Source organism: Dokdonia sinensis, from assembly GCF_003688895.1.
In the GTDB taxonomy this organism is placed as follows: Bacteria; Bacteroidota; Bacteroidia; order Flavobacteriales; family Flavobacteriaceae; genus Dokdonia; species Dokdonia sinensis.
This window is the reverse complement of the sequence record NZ_REFV01000008.1, coordinates 58,157-77,038: the sequence shown is the minus strand read 5'-3', so window position 1 is coordinate 77,038 and position 18,882 is coordinate 58,157. Positions and strand designations below refer to the sequence as shown.

The 18,882-nt window shown below is 41.0% G+C and carries 12 protein-coding genes and 1 tRNA gene; 6 read left to right on the top strand and 7 right to left on the bottom strand.

Annotated elements, in window-relative coordinates; translation table 11 throughout:
* Window positions 1-6 precede the first annotated feature (6 nt).
* Entirely contained in the window at window positions 7-486 is a 480-nt protein-coding gene (locus EAX61_RS09570) for a toxin-antitoxin system YwqK family antitoxin (protein ID WP_121917466.1), read from the bottom strand.
* Window positions 487-552: 66 nt separating this feature from the next.
* On the opposite strand from EAX61_RS09570, the gene EAX61_RS09565 reads away from it, so the two are divergent.
* On the top strand, window positions 553-1,692 hold the full coding sequence (locus EAX61_RS09565; RefSeq protein WP_121917465.1) for an NAD(P)/FAD-dependent oxidoreductase: 1,140 nt from the start codon (window positions 553-555) through the stop codon (window positions 1,690-1,692).
* Window positions 1,693-1,803: 111 nt separating this feature from the next.
* The gene (locus tag EAX61_RS09560) at window positions 1,804-2,262 is read left to right on the top strand and encodes a GreA/GreB family elongation factor (RefSeq protein ID WP_121917464.1); all 459 of its coding nucleotides are present in this window, start codon (window positions 1,804-1,806) and stop codon (window positions 2,260-2,262) included.
* An 81-nt stretch (window positions 2,263-2,343) separates the two neighbouring features.
* Here the strand turns inward: EAX61_RS09560 and EAX61_RS09555 are convergent, their stop codons facing one another.
* The 3 genes from EAX61_RS09555 to EAX61_RS09545 form a co-directional block, all read right to left on the bottom strand.
* Window positions 2,344-6,966: a TonB-dependent receptor plug domain-containing protein gene (locus EAX61_RS09555; RefSeq protein WP_121917463.1), complete on the bottom strand. Its 4,623-nt coding sequence runs from the start codon at window positions 6,964-6,966 to the stop codon at window positions 2,344-2,346.
* 4 nt (window positions 6,967-6,970) lie between these two features.
* The gene (locus tag EAX61_RS09550) at window positions 6,971-9,391 is read right to left on the bottom strand and encodes a carboxypeptidase-like regulatory domain-containing protein (protein WP_236642021.1); all 2,421 of its coding nucleotides are present in this window, start codon (window positions 9,389-9,391) and stop codon (window positions 6,971-6,973) included.
* 341 nt (window positions 9,392-9,732) lie between these two features.
* Window positions 9,733-10,677 carry an ABC transporter ATP-binding protein gene (locus EAX61_RS09545; RefSeq protein WP_121917462.1) on the bottom strand — a complete coding sequence of 315 codons (945 nt, stop codon included), beginning with the start codon at window positions 10,675-10,677 and terminating at the stop codon, window positions 9,733-9,735.
* Between the two features lie 137 nt (window positions 10,678-10,814).
* On the opposite strand from EAX61_RS09545, the gene EAX61_RS09540 reads away from it, so the two are divergent.
* Together EAX61_RS09540 and EAX61_RS09535 are read left to right on the top strand one after the other, a co-directional pair.
* On the top strand, window positions 10,815-12,056 hold the full coding sequence (locus EAX61_RS09540; RefSeq protein WP_121917461.1) for a metallophosphoesterase: 1,242 nt from the start codon (window positions 10,815-10,817) through the stop codon (window positions 12,054-12,056).
* Window positions 12,057-12,120: 64 nt separating this feature from the next.
* Window positions 12,121-12,420 (top strand): thioredoxin family protein, encoded by a 300-nt coding sequence (locus tag EAX61_RS09535; RefSeq protein WP_121917460.1) that lies wholly within the window; start codon window positions 12,121-12,123, stop codon window positions 12,418-12,420.
* 354 nt (window positions 12,421-12,774) lie between these two features.
* Here EAX61_RS09535 and EAX61_RS09530 read toward each other — a convergent pair whose 3' ends face one another.
* Both EAX61_RS09530 and EAX61_RS09525 read right to left on the bottom strand, forming a co-directional pair.
* Complete coding sequence (locus EAX61_RS09530) at window positions 12,775-13,437, bottom strand: polysaccharide deacetylase family protein (RefSeq protein WP_121917459.1); 663 nt, start codon at window positions 13,435-13,437, stop codon at window positions 12,775-12,777.
* A gap of 1 nt (window position 13,438) precedes the next feature.
* Window positions 13,439-16,744 (bottom strand): glycosyltransferase family 117 protein, encoded by a 3,306-nt coding sequence (locus EAX61_RS09525; RefSeq protein ID WP_121917458.1) that lies wholly within the window; start codon window positions 16,742-16,744, stop codon window positions 13,439-13,441.
* Window positions 16,745-16,913: 169 nt separating this feature from the next.
* Here EAX61_RS09525 and EAX61_RS09520 point away from each other — a divergent pair.
* Window positions 16,914-16,986 (top strand) — tRNA-Gln (locus tag EAX61_RS09520).
* 638 nt (window positions 16,987-17,624) lie between these two features.
* A complete protein-coding gene (locus tag EAX61_RS09515; protein WP_121917457.1) occupies window positions 17,625-18,521 on the top strand; it encodes a tail fiber domain-containing protein in 897 nt (298 codons plus the stop codon).
* 107 nt (window positions 18,522-18,628) lie between these two features.
* Here the strand turns inward: EAX61_RS09515 and EAX61_RS16750 are convergent, their stop codons facing one another.
* Window positions 18,629-18,751 (bottom strand): DUF2461 family protein, encoded by a 123-nt coding sequence (locus tag EAX61_RS16750; RefSeq protein ID WP_121917536.1) that lies wholly within the window; start codon window positions 18,749-18,751, stop codon window positions 18,629-18,631.
* Window positions 18,752-18,882: the final 131 nt, after the last annotated feature.

The following is an 18,882-nucleotide window of genomic DNA, read 5'->3' as shown; positions in this document are numbered from 1 at the left end:
GGCTGGCTAGAATGAAACATCTGGGTTATCCCGTTTAAAACTTGTGACATCATTCCAGACACCATTTTTTTTGTCATTTTTATAGCGTTCTACTTGCTTGAGGCTACCGTTTTTATAAACAAGACAGAAACCGTTGCGTAGTCCATTTTTAAATTGCACTTTGCGTTTTTCGCGCGTCGCAAGGTCGTAAAAAATCCACCAATTTTCGGCCGTTCCTTTATCGTAATGACCTTCTTTTATGATTTTGCCTTCAGGATTGTAATAATACCAGTATTCATTTTTTCTGTTTTTCTCGTAATGCCCCTTAGAAGCAACTTGTCCATTGGGGTGATAGAATTTCCAGTATTTCACCCGCATTTCGCCCATTTTCCAGCCCTCGGCAGTAATATTTCCGGCGTCATCATACAGCTTTTCATAGGATTTGGAGCCTCCATCTAAAACGGGAGCTGAAAACAGAAAAAAAAGAGTGAGTAATTTGATAAGCATAAGCGTTTAGACGAATGTTATGACAGAGACTAACACCGAGAATCTTATTTTTACAAAAAGATGATTATGAAGCCTAGTTATTGGGAGCAAGAAACGTGGTTGTCCCGTGTCGATTTTACGGTCGTAGGAAGCGGTATCGTAGGATTAACTTGTGCGTTACGCTTGCGCGAAAGTTTCCCCAGCGCAAAAATCCTCATCCTAGAAAAAGGCATTTTACCACAAGGAGCCAGCACAAAAAACGCAGGATTTGCCTGTTTCGGAAGTGTCTCCGAAATCTTGGACGACCTAAACACCCACACAAAAGCCGAGGTAGTCGCCCTCGTAAAACAGCGCATCCACGGGCTGGGAATCTTAAGGGATAGACTGGGCGATGAGGTGATAGACTATCAAGAGTTGGGCGGTTACGAGATTTTTACGGAAGATGATAAGGACTTGTTTGAGACCTGTGTGAGCAAGCTAGAAATGGTAAACGAACTGTTGCAACCGCTTTTTGATGCGCCGGTATATGCTATCAAGAAAGCACCGTCCTCATTTCAAAATGTTTTGCCCGAATGTATTTATAACCAATACGAAGGACAAATCGATACAGGAAAAATGATGCAAGCCTTAATTGCCCAAGCTCAAAAGCAAAACATCCAGATACTCAACAGTACAGAAGTCCAGTCGTATGATGAAACCAATGATGGGGTGACAATCCAAACCCAGCGCTTTACCTTCAAAAGCAAAAATCTCTTTATTGCAACTAACGGATTTGCACGCAACCTAGAAATTCCAAGAGTAAAACCTGCCAGGGCACAAGTACTTGTGACGAAGCCCGTTCCGAATTTAGAAATTAAAGGAACGTTTCACCTAGACAAAGGTTATTATTACTTCAGAAACATAAACAACCGCATCCTCCTCGGAGGTGGCCGAAACCTAGATTTTAAAACCGAAGAAACTACCGAATTTGGAGAAACTGAAATCATTCAAAACAAATTAGAACGTCTACTCAGCGAGGTCATTCTCCCAAACATATCCTATGAAATCGACTCCCGCTGGAGCGGAATAATGGGAGTGGGAAACCAAAAGAAACCCATTGTAAAGCAACTTTCGGCAAACGTTTATTGCGGAGTTCGATTAGGCGGTATGGGCGTAGCTATAGGAAGTCTAGTAGGGAAGGAGCTGGCAGATATGGCCTTCGGCAACGCTCAGAATCCGAAGGGCTAAGTGTTCTATTTATAACTTCTAATCTCATTTTTATTTTTTTAGCCTGTAACTTATTTTGATATTTAACGTATAACAGGGCTATTCACATCTTAAAACTGTTCTGCACAACTTATGAACCACTTAGAAATAAAATCTGCATTACTAGAAAAATGTCATTTACATATTGCAAATAGACGCACCAAGGTTGAAAACGTAATTTCCGATATTATGGAGTCGCTGGAAGACGAGACCAAAAGCTCTGCAGGAGATAAGCACGAGACAGGACGTGCAATGTTGCAGATAGATCGTGAGCAAGCAGGAGAACAGCTTAAGGAAATCGGTAAGATAGAAGAAGCACTCTCTAAGGTAGATATTAAGGTAAAAAGTGATTATGTGCGATTGGGGAGTGTGGTGCACACGACTACAAATCGTTTTTTTATTGCTGTTTCGGCAGGTGAGATTAAAGTGGATGGACGTCCCTTTTACGCGGTGGCGCTTTCTTCTCCTATGGGACAATTACTGTTGGGTAAGAAAAAAGGGGATGTGGTACGCTTTCGCGAAAGCGATATTACCATTACCTCTGTTTATTGAGAAAGATTTATTGCCATAGTAATATCAAAAGGGGAGGTCATAAAATGAGCCTCCTCTTTCTTTCACACCAACCAAACGTATCTACTGAATACTAGCAGTAACCCCTTTCTTCCAAATTTTAAATTCCTCTCCATAGTATAAATATGCACAACTAGCCGGAGCGGTGTAATCTCCCGAAACTTCGGCTTTTAAATCTAGGTTGATGACTTTGGATTCGCTAGGCTCGAAGGAGCGCCAGTACAAAACAATGTTATTGTCAAAAACTTCGTAGAAGGCAACTTTGTTTGTTTCGATAAGTTCCTTGAGTTGCCATGGCTGTGCACTCGCACCAGAGGGAAGTCCGATGATGGCGGTTACCATTCCAAGACCATCATTTTTTAAATTGGTAACCTTTGTGGTCATTCTCAGGTTATCTCCAACCGCAATTGCCGAGTCCCCAATGACCGTTTCAAGCTCCAGCGGACAATCACTTGTCGAAGTGGGTAGCGTGCTCTTCCAGTTAAGGTCGAGGCCGTATGGGAACGTATTTTCTGCATTAGAAAATTGAATACCGATGGTGTTTTTTCCCTCCTTGAGATATTTTGCAATCCCTGCAATCTGGACTTTTCCATTGTCTGAAATGGTAAGCGTATTTTTTAGGTTTTTGCCATTAATAACCAAGGTCACAGTATCTTTAGACTGTACGAGCTTTTGTTTTTGCGTTTTGGTGTATTCGATGAGTGCTTTAAGTGACATTGCTGTTGCCTGTGTAGACCCAAAGGTTCCGTGACGGCGGGCCAGTAAAAGCTGTTCTACTGCCTGCGCGATAAGGGCATCGTCTCGATTATCTTCCATCAACAATGCGAGAATGGTAAAAGCTAGGGTCTCCGTCTGTTTGTCATTGCCGTAAGAACGAGTAATCGTGTTTTTTACAGGTAATTTATCAAACGAATACTCAGAAATATTCGCTTTTATTACTGTCATCAGCTTCTCATAATCGCTCATTTTGTTGAGTGCTTTTGAAGCTCTAGCCATAAGTGCAAGTTTATAGCTGTCGTTGCTGTTAAGTGCATTGGCTAGTGCAGTTTGATATTCCTTGTCTAGATTTACGTCCACTTTTGAAGTACTCAAGGCATACACGATATAAGCGTTTGCTACGTCCTCCGGACTACTTGCAAAACTGTCGTATCCTCTTTGACTTTTATAAAATCCGCCTTCACCATCTCTTCTGCTCATTAACCATTGTACGGTGCGGTCTATCATTTTCTGACTCACTTCTGGATACACTTCTTTCATTTCGGTAAACTCCAGAATGCCGTAAGCCGTGAGCGTTTCGTGCGGTGGGGTTTTTCCGAACCATTCAAACCCGCCTTCTTTTGTTTCAAATGAAATCAGTCTCTTATACCCTTCGGCGATAAAACCTAAGGCTTTTTGCTCGATGTCGGTGTTCGATTTGCCAGATTCTTTTAGGTACTTGAGTACCATAATGTTGGGATAGGTGCTTGATGAGGTCTGCTCAAAACAACCGGAAGGTTTTCTTATGAGTGACTCAATACCATTCATCACGTCACCCACGATGTCTGTGTAAACGGTAAAGTCTGCTTCTAGTGAGCTATCAACTATGTTGTTAATATCCACAACGTACTGCTCGCTTTTGGCTCCAGAAATAGATATTTGCGTCGGGAAATATGGACTTATAATCGTTGCTTTTCGGGTTAAGAAATCGCTATAAGTGTCAGTTATAAAATTTACACTTAATAATGCATCAACCACCTGTTGCTTTGGAATAACGGTTACTGGGATGACTTTAAATCCATTGGCAGGAATGGTGGTTTTTTGGGTTTTGTGCGCTTTCGCGAAAGCGAACTCATCAGCAAGTTCAATCTCTAAAGCACCCGAAACATCTTCCGTAGTTGAATTTTTAACGGTAATCGCAAGCGTGACTTTGTCATTTACGGACAGGTATGCGGGCATTTTGTAATCGATACTCAATGGTTTTGTCACGCTGTAGCTTTGTTCTTTACGACCTAACTGGCCTGTGGCGTCCACACCTTCGGCAATAATGCTGAAGGATGTCGTGGCGTCTGAATTGTAGTACCCAAAAGTTGCAATCCCATTTTTATCGGTCTGTACGACCGGATTCCAATAAATCGTAGAGCGGAAATCTGTGCGCTCTTTTGGCAATTTCTTGCTGTCGTATTTAGGAATGTAAAATTCCTTAGCGCTATTAAAGTTGCGTGACTGATAATTGTAAAAATGCTGTACAGCATAATTCTTAAAGTTTGCTCCTCCTATTTTTTTCTTGTAATGGTTGTTCTTAAACGCATCATTTTTGGTGTTTACGATGATGACACCATTACGACCCTGACTGCCATATAGCATTGTTGCCGAAAGACCTTTTAAAACACTTACAGATTCTATGGAATCTGGCTGAATATCTAATAATGTGCCGTCTACACCGTTACCTTCATCAGTAAAGGGAACACCGTCTACGACAAATAATGGTTTATTACTTCCGTTGATAGAACTGTAGCCTCGAATTATTATTTGTGAGGCACTTCCAGAAGCTCCGTCCTGATTATTTATGGTTACACCTGGTGCACGCCCTTGAAGCATTCTCCCAAGGTCTTGAGCTGGCTCATCTAGAGCTTCTGCTTCTACCCTTGTTACAGCATACCCCAATGCTTTCTTTTCTCGTTTAATGCCCTGAGCAGTTACAATAACTTCTTCTAAAGTGTTGCTTCCATTGAGCGTAACAGACGCATTTGTTATTTTTTGAGCTTGTTGGACGATAGGTTTTGCGTTAGGTCTGGCGATTTTTTTTACTTCTTGTAATTCATTTTCTTCGACGACGGCTTCAACAGCTATTCTCTTGCGAAAATCATTATAAGTCTGGACATTGTGTGAGGGATCCAGCTTTATCTTTAACTTGTCGCCTTTATTATTGTAAGCAATCAAAGTACGATATGCACTTTGTTCCATTTTAAAAATAAACTTTCCGTTCTCGTCTGTTGCAAAAGGAAGTACTTGGTCCGTGTTTGCATCAAATAAAAGTAGTTCGGCCTTTGTAGGCTTGTCGTTCATATTAACTACGATACCAGATTGCAAATACAGTTGCTCAGGTTTGTGCGTAGCTTCAAGAATATCAAACGGCTTCTCAGTCATATAAGATCTCCAACCGTGGGTAAGCAATACGTAATCGAGCGCTCGAGATGCTTTTTTCTCTTCTGGATTAAAGTAAAAGTTAGGTTTGTAGATACTACCTTGGAGTTCGCTAGACATCAGAAAATAGGACTCTATAGTATCCTGACGGTCATCGGCAAAGCTTAGTAGTTTATTGTCCACTACCGCAACCGAAAGGTTTGCGGGCACGTTGTTGCCATTCTGGTCTTTAGTGGTGATGAGCACATCTACTTTTTCGCGGGTGCCGTAGGTTTCCTTGTCTGGGGTAATGGTAATATCTAGTTTTTGATCATAGTGGACAAAAGCGAGACGCTCTGCGATATGGTCTCCAGACGTGGTCTGTAAGGTAAATTTGGTAATCCCTTTCGCGAAAGCGAAAATAGGAACCTCCACCTGCTGACTCCCTTTTTTCAAGGAATATCCATTGCTAAAAATCGTTTCCTGCGCGTCACTTCCACACAATTCTATGTCGTACGCCTTGCTGGCGGTTATCGTAAAGGTTGCCTTCTTGTTAGAGATTTTTTCTAGGTGCATCGTAATACCGTTGTTCTGCGCCTCAGGTAGCACGTACGTTTGTTTGGAAACAAATGGAACGGTGATATGAGCAGTATAGGTTTCACCAGCTTGAGGTGTTAAGTCAAAACTTCCCATCCCATTGTGATAGCTCGAGAAATTTGCAACCACTCGACCTGCGTTGTTTTTTATCACACCGCTAATGTCTGCAGGTTTTCCATAGGCATTGAGCGCTTTAAAGACAATGGTGTTCTTGTAATCGGCTAGCATTATTCCACTTTCTGGAAGGAATTGTAGGTCAATGTTATCTAGAGTCACAGGGACACTTCTCGAGATAGCTTCCGTATTCCCCTCGTGGGGTATGGTCACATTGATTATTACGTCCGTTGTTTTTAAACCTTCAGGAAGGGACACATTGAGATAGAGCATCCCATCATTATCTGTAGTGCCCTGTTCGGTAACTTTAACTTTCCCGTCTATAGATAGGGTGTAATTGCATTGCTTGTTTTTAAGGAGGTTGTTTTCTAGGTCTTCGAGTTTTACTTTGGCTTGGACATTACTGCCAGGACCGTAGGCTTCTTTTATGAAGTCAAAGGTCATTTGAAGTCTAGGTTGCACTACTTTTTGTATCGTGATTTTTTTAGAGAAGAAGGACTCCTCTCCATTATTTTTCATCCACTTTGTGTAGGCTTTTATAGTATAGATGCCACCCACCCAGTTCTTATCTAGCTCGAACTGCCCGTAGGAATATCCCGTACCTATCTTATAATCATCGGTGCGCACGACGTTTCCTTCTGGCGAAACCAGTTCTACGTAAAGTACGTCACTTAGGGTAGTGACTTTATGGTGGGCATTTGTGATGTAAGCCTTGAACCAAATCGTTTCCCCCGGAAAATAAAATGGACGGTCGGTGTGCAGATAGGTTTTTTCTACACGGTCTGGGGCTTTGGTTTGTGCCAATTCTTGCTGGGCAGAAACGGACATCGAAATACCAAAAGCTAAAAGCAAGATGTAAAGTATAGTTTTCATAAAATTATATTTTTGCGATGATTGAAAAGCCAGTTTCTAGCTGAAGTGGCGTATTAAAATATTGAATTCCCATAGCAGATTGATTGTCAAAAGCCGAACTGTAAGGGGTGGCGCCTCTGTATGCCGTAGAGGTCGCAAGATTGTTTGCAAACACACTTATCTTAAAAGAATTAAAAAATGGCAAGTGCCCGCTGTTATTCCACTTTTTCTCATCGACAAGTTCGTAGGTTGCCGAAAGTGATTTTATGTTGATGAAAGTGGCCTCCTCAACGTAAGATTCATCAGCGTCTGTAAAATTGTTGAGCGCTTTTTGAGTGCCGTTCCAGATGTCACCTCCCTGTTGGTAATCCACAGATAGCGCAACATTCCAACGACCAATATCTAGATGATTAGTGATGCCAAGAATAAAATCGGGAGTCGGGTCTCCTATGATGCGCACCCCTTCGGCAATTACTGGGTTTTCTTGACTGTCGGTTACAATTACTCCATTATCGTTTCTTTCGAATGCCGTTCCAACAATAACTCCAGCCGAAGCTCCAGGGATAAGATTTGCATTTACATTAGAAAATCCTGCGATGGAAACACGGTCTGAGCCGTTGAGCAGGGAACTTGTTTTTGTGCGCTTTCGCGAAAGCGTAACCTCAGTAGTCCATCTCGCACTATCATCGTATCCATTTATATTGATTGTTCTTAGCGAAATGTCAAAGCCTTTCGTTCTAGTATTTGCCAAATTATCCAACACAAAACCATCACCTAAACGTACTGGAAAAATACCGTGATCATCCTTTCTGTTTTCGTAAGTAAAACCAAGCCTTAAGCGATTGTAAAAAAGTCGAAACTCCGTCGCCACCTCAAAAGAACGACCGCTCTCCAAAGCCAAATCTTCTGGATAAAATAAATCCCGATTATTTAGAAGTTGTAAAGCCTGAGTGTCTTCCAGTAGCAAGGATTGATGAGCATAATTGTCATAAAACAGTCCCGAGGCGCTCACCGTCTCGCCGTAGCGAGCACTCACATTAATGTAATCTATAAAGCCGTTGTCTAGTCCATACCAGATCTCCGTGGGTACCGCCGAGATTGAGACTTGGGGCACTAGGAGTGCGCCCGCTTGTCGCGTGCTTGCAATACTCGTATTGGTCAAGTTTAGGAAGACGTGATTGTTATAATCTAAATTGATATTGTGTTGCATTTCAAAAATACCTTGGTTGAGCTCCTGCGATGTTCTGAGCGGATTTTCATTGCCCACTTCATTAAAATCATAGTCTATTTCTGAATGTTGCCATTGGATTTTTGAAGTTGTGTTTACTCCAATGCTATTTAAAATTTCAAAATTTGTCTGAAACGTCAATGCCGTATTGCTCTGTAGGTTATTAAATCTTTTACCTGAACGATAATCGCTTTCATAGCCAAAACTGCCAGCGTTGAGTCTGTACTCTTCATCCCTATCAGAAATCACAAGGCTTTGTGTTCCTATCAATTTGAAATCTAATCCAAAAGATTTTTCTGCACTTACAGCCGTTCTAAAGTTTTTGCTCTTCGAGATACTTTCATTACCATTTAAAGCTAGTAGCGGATTTTCCTGAAATTGCGCGTTTGTAAGTTGACGACCGAGAAGCAAATTTTGATACCCGTTAAGATTTGCCAGATTATCTGTCGCCGAGTTATACCCCAGCTGAATCTGCAACGGGATTTTATAAGACCCTTGTGTATTGAAGTTAGCAGAAATACCCTCGTTATGGAATACGGTGCTTAGGTAATTATCATTGCCTATGCCGTAATTTAAACTCAATCCGCCTCTTATATTATTGTCCCAAATAGAAGTATTTACCCTATGATTGGTACTCAAAACAGAAGCATATGGATTTATGCCGTTGCTAGGTAAGTTTTTGTCAGTAATAGTTCGCAATTGCATACTGCCCTTGTACGTTCCATCAACATACAATTCACCATCGCTATATTTAAGTGTGACGATATTCTTACTTTGTTTAATACTCTTGATTCCTCTAAATGACCGATAGCCATTTCTTTTAGTATACATATAAGGAGATGAGTTGAGACTGGGAATACTATGTAAAGAGTCACTAGCTCTCTGAACAGCATCGCTATATGCAATCGATTTAATCATCGGGACTGCTTCACGAGGAGCAGAGTATGGAATTTCCTCAAAACCTAATAGCGCTGGCGTTACCAGGACTTCTCTAGTGTCATAACCTACAAAGGTGATGAGGAGCGTATCGCCCACTTGACACTCAATGCTATAATTGCCGTCAAAATCAGTTTGAGTACCAATGCTTGTACCTTTGATAATCACGTTTGCGCCTGGGAGTGGACCACCATCTGCCTCCAGGGTGCCCGATACGATTCCTCGTTGTCCAAACATTGTGGTTAAAGAGAAAAGAAAGAGTAAGTGTAGTGCTATTTTCATATTTGGTTGGTGTTGATGTGTTCAAAACTAGACATCAACACCACTCACAAAAACAGCCAATGAGGGAAGTAGACTTTTGAGTTAGGGAAGTGGTTGGAAGCGATTTTTTCAATATTTGCTAGTTTGCCAGTCGCCAATTTCCATTTTTCCCGCCCTAAAGGGAGTGGAAATTGGCTTATTTCAGAAAAAGTCACCACTTCTTGCCTCCTACGACCTTTTGCGAGAGGAAGGCATAATGAAAAGGTTTTTTGCTGTATTTGCCAATACCTAAAAAATCACCTGTCAAAGTAAAGGCTAGTATGGGATGTTAACAACTGCTCAATTCCAGCCTAAACTCAAACCTACCCCTTCAACCCAATATGCAAAACGGTCTGTAAAGGATAAGATTTCTGAGCATTAAAAAGAACAGTCCTGTCGTCTGCATTTCCCACAATAAGATAATGAGACCCCATAAAATAAATATCAGTTACAGTAAGCGAAATCCCATTTTCTACAACGGCAATCTGATGTGGATAGAGCAACACAGTCTCGTCGCCCTCAAAATGCTCATAAAACCAAGATCGAGGCAACTCGTTGATATCGTCAAAGAGAGATCCAACATAATATGATGGAGGATTATTGTAAAGCACATCCGTTTTGTCGTGAGCAATTATTTTTCCGCCACGCATTGCGATAGTTCTGTCCATATAGGCCAGCACGTCCGTACTATCGTGGGTGGCGACGATGCAGGTGATATTTTGTTTTTTTAGGTAGTCAAATAACCTCCGACGGAGCTTGTTTTTTCTGAAGTTGTCTATGTGTGAAAAAGGTTCGTCCAGCAGGAGAAGTTCAGGTTCGCGAGCTAGGGTCTGTGCGAGGGCGACACGTTGCTTCTGACCGCCAGAGAGGGTTTTTACCTTAGCTTTTGCAAGAGCGGTCATCTCCACCACCTCCAGCAACTCGTCCGTGCGTTGCAAACTAGCCTCAGGTTGTAATCGGGACAAGAATTTATTCACATTCTCCGCCACCGAGGTAAATGGCATCAGATCAAAATCTTGCGCAAGATACTTCATATACGGCATCCCAGGGATAAGGTTTTCCTTAGGTCCCGTAACCTCTTGACCGTTCCAGCTTATGGAACCGCTGTCCCAATCGTATAGTCCGTAAATTAACTGAAGCAACGTCGTTTTCCCACAACCACTCTCACCTATGAGCGCAACGTGTTCACCTTGAGCAATTTCTAGGTCAATAGGCCCCAGCGTAAACCGTTGCGAAATATGAAAAAGTACCTCCTTAATCTTAAGCATAACCCTACAAAAATAGCCGTTGCGTAACAATTGCCATACCTTTACGTCTAAGAAATACCGCGAGCCACCGTTAAAGAAACGTGAAACCGCCCGCTTACAATACTCACAGACTTATTTTTGTTAAAACTATAATTTTCGTGCTTAGATTTTTCATTTTTATTGCCATAATTCTCGCCCTAGATATTTATGCCTTTCAAGCCTTTAGGTTTATGGTAAAAGGCCGGTGGGGCACCATCCTATACTTTTTAATTACCGTTTTCATAATTGGTGGGATGGTGTATCAGTTTTCTACAGGTGGACGACGCAATATGAGTGTGCTTACTCAGTTTTTTATCGTCTCTTTCGTCATTCTGATCGTTTGTAAGCTGGTCATTATTGCAACGATGTTTGGGGAAGATATTTTCAGGTTTTTTAAGTCCGCTTTCGCGAACCTGCCTGCCGGCAGGCAGGAGCGCAACAGTGATTCATTTTATTTTCCCTCACGCCGAAAGTTTGTGAGTCAGCTCGCGCTGGGTCTTGCTTCGATACCCTTTGCATCTATTCTTTATGGAGTGATTGTAGGAAGATACAATTTTAAGGTGCTGAAGTATACACTCACCTTTGACGATTTGCCAGAAGCATTTGACGGCTATAAAATCACGCAGATAAGCGATATCCATAGTGGGAGTTTTGATAACAAGGAAAAAGTAGACTATGCAATAGACCTTATTAACGAGCAAGCAAGTGATGCCATTCTATTTACTGGGGATATGGTAAACAACCTTGCCAGCGAGATGGAGCCATGGAAGGAATCATTTGGTAGGTTGAAAGCTAAAGACGGTAAATTTTCCGTCCTAGGAAACCACGACTACGGCGATTATGTAGATTGGGAAAGCGCTGAGGCCAAGGTCGAAAATCTAGACAACCTCAAAACCATACAAAAGGATATGGGCTTTAACCTCTTGCTTAACGAGCACCGCTTTATCGAAAAAGACGGACAGCGACTGGCCATTGTAGGTGTAGAAAATTGGGGTGCAGGCGGTTTTAAAAAAGCGGGTGATTTAAATAAGGCAATCACAGGATTAAACAAAGACGACTTTAGGATATTAATGAGCCACGACCCTTCACATTGGGAGTTTGAGGTTAAGGATCATCCGGATCATTTTCATTTAACGCTGAGCGGTCACACCCACGGGATGCAGTTTGGGATTGAGATTCCGGGCTGGTTTAAGTGGAGCCCTGTAAAGTGGCGCTACAAATACTGGGCAGGAATTTATGAGGATTCTAGACAATATATTAATGTGAATAGAGGTTTTGGATATCTCGCATTCCCAGGACGCGTGGGCATCTGGCCAGAGATTACAGTAATCGAACTCAAAAAAGGCGGTGCAACTGCCTAGTGAAGAAAAAAAGTTATATTTGATACACATAACCGTCTGACGGTTAATTAATAACCTGAGTATTATGTCAAAATTTGGCGAACTTATAGACCTCAATATCCCCGTATTACTGGACTTCTATACGGAGTGGAATGAAGATTCTGTTGCAATGCACCCTGTCTTAAGAGACGTTGCGGCCGCTGTAGGTGACAAAGGAAAAGTCATAAAAATAGACGTCGATAAAAATAACGAACTCGCCGAAGCCTTACGCATTAAGCAACTTCCCACGCTTATGATTTATCAAAAAGGCGAAATGAAATGGCGCCAGAGCGGTGAACAAGACGCAAACACGCTTATCGGGATTATGCAGGAATATACTTCCTAATGAAACCGACCCTTAGGCTACGCTCAGGGTTCGGGCTATAGACATTTCGACGATAGGAGAAATCGCATAACCTAGCTAAGTCAAACTTGTTCACTCATACCTGCTCACTGTGATGTGATTTCTCGGCGCTAAGCTTTGTCGAAATGACAAAATTGTGGTCATTTCGACGATAGGAGAAATCCCATAATCTGGCTCAGGAATCTTGCTAAGAAGAGTAGCTCATTCAAACTTGCTCACTGTAATGCGATTTCTCGGCGCTACGCTTTGTCGAAATGACTGATTCCAATTTTAAAAATTTCATGTCTACCTTCAGGTTCAGGTTCAGGTTCAGGTTCGAGTTCAACTTCGACTTCTTCAGAGTTTCTCAAATGTAAATCCGTGCTCTAAAAAGTGGTCAATAACTTTAGGTAAGGCATATTTCATATTTTCAGAGGCCTTAACACTGTCGTGAAAAACGATAATATCTCCATCTCTCGTGTTCTTAATTACATTTTCTAAGCATTGCTCTGGTGTGATGGTTGATTCCCAATCATAAGCGACCACGCGATACATAATGATTTTGTAGCCTAATTTCTTAAGCGCTTTGGCTTGAGCACGCTTTATTTTTCCGTACGGAGGTCTAAAGAGGTTTGTGGCGAGTTCACTGGGAGTAATATCAACGTGTTTTCGCATTTCCAGGTCAGCGAGATGGGTGTTTTTGAGGTAGGTTTTATCTTCGGTTTGCCAGCCTTTTAGGTGATTAAAAGTGTGGTTGCCTATGCTGTGACCTTCGGCGATGAGGCGCTTAAAAATAGTGGGGTGCTTGCGTACATTATCTCCTATACAAAAGAATGTTGCGGGTATACGCTTTCGCGAAAGCGTATCTAAAACCCACTCCGTCACTTCTGGAATAGGACCGTCATCAAAGGTGAGATAGACCGTTTTTTTATTTGTTTTCCTGTCCCAAATATACCAAGACGGGTACCACCATTTTATAAATCGTGGTACCCGTACAGGTAATGGGATGAAGAAGTTCATCTTAATTTGTTGTCGCTGTATCTAGCGTTCCCAGCGTATCTGACGGGATAGGGATAGTAGGTTGCTCTAATGTTTCTAGCATTTCTGAACGCTCAATTTCTTCTATGTCTTCATCGTCGTAAAAGAGGGAGAATAGCTTGAGATAGTTATTAAACTCATCTGCTTTTTCCTTGACGAGGTCTTCATCACCACTAATGATTAAAAGATCTAGAAGACCACGGTAACGCTCAATATTTGTATAGATTTCTTCTGCATATTGAATTTGGCGTTCTTCTGATACAGAGCTCAAATACGTGAGTTGTTCTTGATACTTGCGGGCTACATCTGTCCATATTTTGCGCGCTGTGTCTTTTTCTCCTATTTCATAATATCCAGAAATATAAGGTTCAAGGAGTGTGTAGAATTCAAATTTATCTACCGGCATTTTTTCCATAGCAAGATCCAGCATTTCTTTTGCCTTTTCTGGTTCGCCGTCATTTAAAAGTTGTTCTACTAGGCGTGCAATATTGCCACGGTAGGTGATGCCGTTCGTTCTGGTCTCACGGTCGTGATAAATGTCGTCACTACCGCTATTACCCCAGTACCAATTCTTCACGATATTATACATCTTTTCGGAATCTACACGACCCATATCATAAGGATTTCTAGGGTCTACAGGGGTATAGATAGGTACAAGTTTGTAGCAAACACCGTCCAGTTGCAGGAAGTCTTTCATCCATAAGTAATCATCATCGCCAAAACTTCCACCAGTAAAGTAAATAGGGCGTTCCCAATTGTTGTTTGCAATCACGTCCAGCATCACGAGACGGTTCTTGTACAGAATATCTCCTTTAAGCTCAATATCGATGTACGGAACAACCTTATCTGCATCTTTTACAGCGACGATATTGTTCTTCATCACAGACTCCTTATCTACAGGAATACGGATGTTTTTACTTGGGAAAGTACTTACAGATTGTCCGTTGCGCAGTTCTTCCTTAGTTCTCGGGTCATCACTCGCAACCCAGTTAAGCCACGTTTTAATATCTGTAGAGTCACTTACGGGTACATACCAAATCGCATCGCGAGTTCCTGTTACATACTGGTCGTGGCGCAATTGTCCAGGGATAGGAGCACTCTCATAGGCCGGACGTTTCATCTGGTCTATATACCAATCTGTGTTAAAGAGGCTGGTGTTTACTACACGCACATCGGTGCGGTATTCTTCTATCTCTTGAAGGTACCAAAGGGCAAATGTATCGTTATCACCTATGGTAAACAGTATCGCATTCTCATCGACCGAATCCAGATATTTACGCGCCATTGCAAGGGCAGTCTTTCGGCCAGAGCGGTCGTGGTCGTCCCAGTTTTGGCTGGCAAGTAGGATAGGTCCCGCCAGTAAACAAAGTACGGTGACTATGGGAAGTGCAATTTTTCTGCTCAGGAATTCGCTAAAGCTTTCATAGAGCGCAAATGCTCCAAAGCCTATCCACATCGCAAAAACGTAAAAGGAGCCTACGAGCGCATAATCTCGTTCTCGAGGTTCAAAAGGTCGCTCGTTCAGGTAGATTTTTAGGGCAATTCCCGTAAAGAGAAAGAACACCAGCATTACCCAGAAATTGCGTTTGTCCTTTGATAATTGGAATATAAAACCAAATAGTCCTAGTAAAAATGGTAAGAAATAATAGGTGTTGCGTGCTTTGTTTTCAAGCGCATCAGAAGGTAAGTTCTCTTGAGGACCTATAAACATACTATCTATAAAATCTATCCCACTAAGCCAGTTCCCGTGAAAATTATCACCCGTTCCCTGTATATCATCCTGACGGCCTATAAAGTTCCACGCAAAATACCTCCAGTACATATAAGAAAACTGAAAACGGAACATAAAATCCATATTGGCCCCAAAGGATGGTTTCTCTACATCCAGATATTCCTGTCCGTATTGTTTTAAAAATGCATCATAACCTTCTAGATCTACACGTCCCTCTGCAAAAGCTTTTCGAAAACGGGAAACAGCATTTTGTAAATCAGGATTATTAGCATACTCCGGTTTTATAGTAAATGCAAGCGGTCCTGTATATTGTAAATAGTTCACATTATTTTCTGGACTCCACATTCTAGGCAAGAAACCTTTTTGCGAGTCATCTAAGTTTTGACCGGTGTTTTTCCACTCGTTCACTACTTCATATTTTCCTGTACGCTTATTCTGCTCGTACTTTTTCTTATCGTCTTTGTACGGGTTATCAGCATCTAGTCCTGCGTAGTCAGAGGTAAATTGAGGTCCGTAGAACAGGTGTGTTTCAGGATACTGCTCGCGGTTATAGTAGGCGAGAAGCTCACGAGCGTTGTTTGGATTATTTTCGTTTATGGTCGTTCCCGCGTTTGCACGTATGGGCAACATCATCCAAGAAGAAAAACCTATGAAGATGTACAATGTACAGAGGAGTAGGGTATTTGCGATGGGGTAATTCCGCTTTCGCGAAAGCGTAATCCCATAATAAAAAACCGCAATAAGAATCAGTCCCGCAATAATGGTCCCGCTATTAAAAGGTAGCCCAACACTGTTTACAAAAAATACTTCCAGATATCCGAAAAATGAGAGCGTATAAGGTAGTAGTAGCTTGAAAATGAACATCAAGATGGCCACCACGACCACATTTGCTATGATAAAATTTTTGACCGTAATTTTTTCTGTGTTTTTAAAATAGTACAGAAACCCGATGGCTGGAATCGTCAAAAGTCCCATAAAGTGAATCCCAAAAGATAATCCTACGACAAAGGAAATAAGTATCAACCAGCGGTTACCGCGAGGCTTGTGCATATCGCGTTCCCACAGGAGTCCGAGATAAAAGAGAAGGGACATTATAAAAATGGCGCCTGCATAAACTTCGGCCTCTACGGCGTTAAACCAGAAACTGTCTGTAAATGTAAAAGCTGTTGCTCCTACAAATGCACTGGCAAGGATGGCTTTTTCGGTTTGTGCTGTGATTACTTCCTTATTTTTTACTATCATCCTACGGATGAGGTACGTAAGTGACCAAAACATAAAAAGAATCGCAAAAGCACTTGAGATAACAGACATAAAGTTTACTGCAAGTGCTATATACTTTGGATCTGGAGCAAAGTTTGAGAAAAAAGCGCCCATAATCTGATAGAGCGGTGCTCCTGGTGGGTGTCCTATTTCCAGCTTAGAAGATGTAGATATGTACTCTCCCGCATCCCAGAAACTGGCTGTGGGCTCTACGGTAAGCGAGAATGTGATGAGCGCTATGGAGAAAGCGACCCATCCTATTATTTTATTCCACTTCGTAAAGTTGAAGTCTGTCATAAGGGTTGTTTTTGCAATGTGGCGAAGTTACGGATTAGGCGTGATTTGCACTATATTTTTTTGGGGAACGCTTATGGTGATAAAAATATTTGTTAAATGCGATTTTTTTTCTAAAAACGTTTGGCAAAAAGAAAGATTCGGTTAAATTTGCACCCGCATTACACAAGGATGGCCTATGGTGTAACTGGCAACACGTCGGTTTTTGGTACCGAAGAGTCTAGGTTCGAGCCCTAGTGGGCCAACGAAATCCCGATCTTGAAAAAGATCGGGATTTTTTATTTTAAATATATTTGAAAATCAAGCATAGTGCACACTAGGGCGAGAAGTTTATGTCGAGCGCAGTCGCGGTAAGCCCTAGTGGGTCAACATTAAAACCCTTTTCATTTACTGGAGAGGGTTTTTTAATGGATGAAATTGTAGTGTACTACTTTTATTTTTTGCAGAGTTGGGGATTTTGATAAAACAATTCTATTTAGTCGAGGTTGAAAAGGGTACGCTTTTCCATAAGGGTAATAAAGGCAACTTCAAATCTTCGAAATAGAAATCTAACTAAAATTTTTTAGTTTAAGCTCTCAAAAAAATGGTCAATGATATTGAGTCTACCTTCTATTTATGACCTGCTGTATGTCACGTCAAAGTTGTAATTGCTCTCTTTTCTCTTTGTTAGTATAACTAATTGTCATTTTTACTTGAACGATTTTCTTAAGCAAAATTCTACAGTTTGTAAGTTTTTACTTTAAGTGTAGACTATTGGTAAATAAATGAGATTAGGATTTGTATGTTTTTCCTTTTTTAAAAATATGAAGAACTTTTTTTCTTCATTTAGAAAACCGCCTAATGCATTTTTTCGTTTATATTTTGAACTAAATTACCCCAAATTATGAGAAGTAACATTACAAAAAGTATTAGGCTGTCATTTTGTGCCTTAATTTTTACTACCGGTATTTTTGCACAAGTTGGAATAAATACAGCTGCTCCCTCAAAACAATTGGATATTAATGCGGCTGGACTATCTTCTGACGGTATTAATATTTCTAATGATAATTTTAATGCGCAATTGCTAACCGAGCCTGTAAGCGGAGGAGGAACGTTTGTTGTAAATAATTCGTCGATAAGCGGCACAACTGTGATTAGATTTAATAACACTACGCGTTTTGGTTTTTCAAATAGTGCCCTATGGCCATCTGTAAATGCTACAAGCCCTTTTGTAACAGGAGCATTAGACTTAGGTCGTTTTGATCGTCATTATAGACGGATGTACACACGTGGTGTGCATACAAACGATGATGACGTAGATGGTGGCTTAGGAATAAGCATTGGTAGTGGTGGCGGTGCGCAATCTGATTATATATTTAGTGATTTTGCCTTTTATCCAGTAGCAAGTCAAGTAAAAGACTTAGGCCGAAACGGAAATTTTTGGAACAACCTTTACTTGGTGTCCGCCTTTACACCTTCAGATAAGCGATTAAAGAAAAACATTAAAGCCATTTCTCACGGATCTGACATGCTTAATAAGTTGAGGGTATACGAGTATAATTACATTTTTGAAGATAATAATAAAACACATTATGGCTTCTTGGCACAAGAACTTCAAGCGTTATTGCCAGAACTCGTGTCTGTAGGAGATGATAAGGCAAAGTCGTTGAGCATAAATTATACTGAGACGATTCCTATCATTATAAAAGCGATTCAAGAACAGCACGAACTTATTGAACAACAGGGAAATGAAATTAAGGAGCTTAAGGAAATGGTAAAAGAGCTTATGGAGTCTAAATGAGTAATCGTTAGGATTGAGTTACCGTTTGTTATTCCATCGCTTCACCGAGAAAATTTAAAAAGGGTTGTAATATTTTGAACCCTTTTTCTGTGATTTGCATAAATTTTTCACCTTGTTACCTCTTCAGTAGTAAGATCGTGGTAAACCGTAAAGCTCTTAGAGTTTAAAAGATCAATGTGTTTATGATCTCTATCATATCCTTTGGGAGCTGTTTTAAGTTTATCTTCCAGACGATCTTAAGTGCCATAAAAGCTGGTAAAGTTATCATCATTCATTATTTCCTTAAATTTTTCTCCGTTAAGGTCAATAGCTTTTCTTTTAAAATAAGAGCAAGCTATTTATAGAGATCAAGATGTTAATA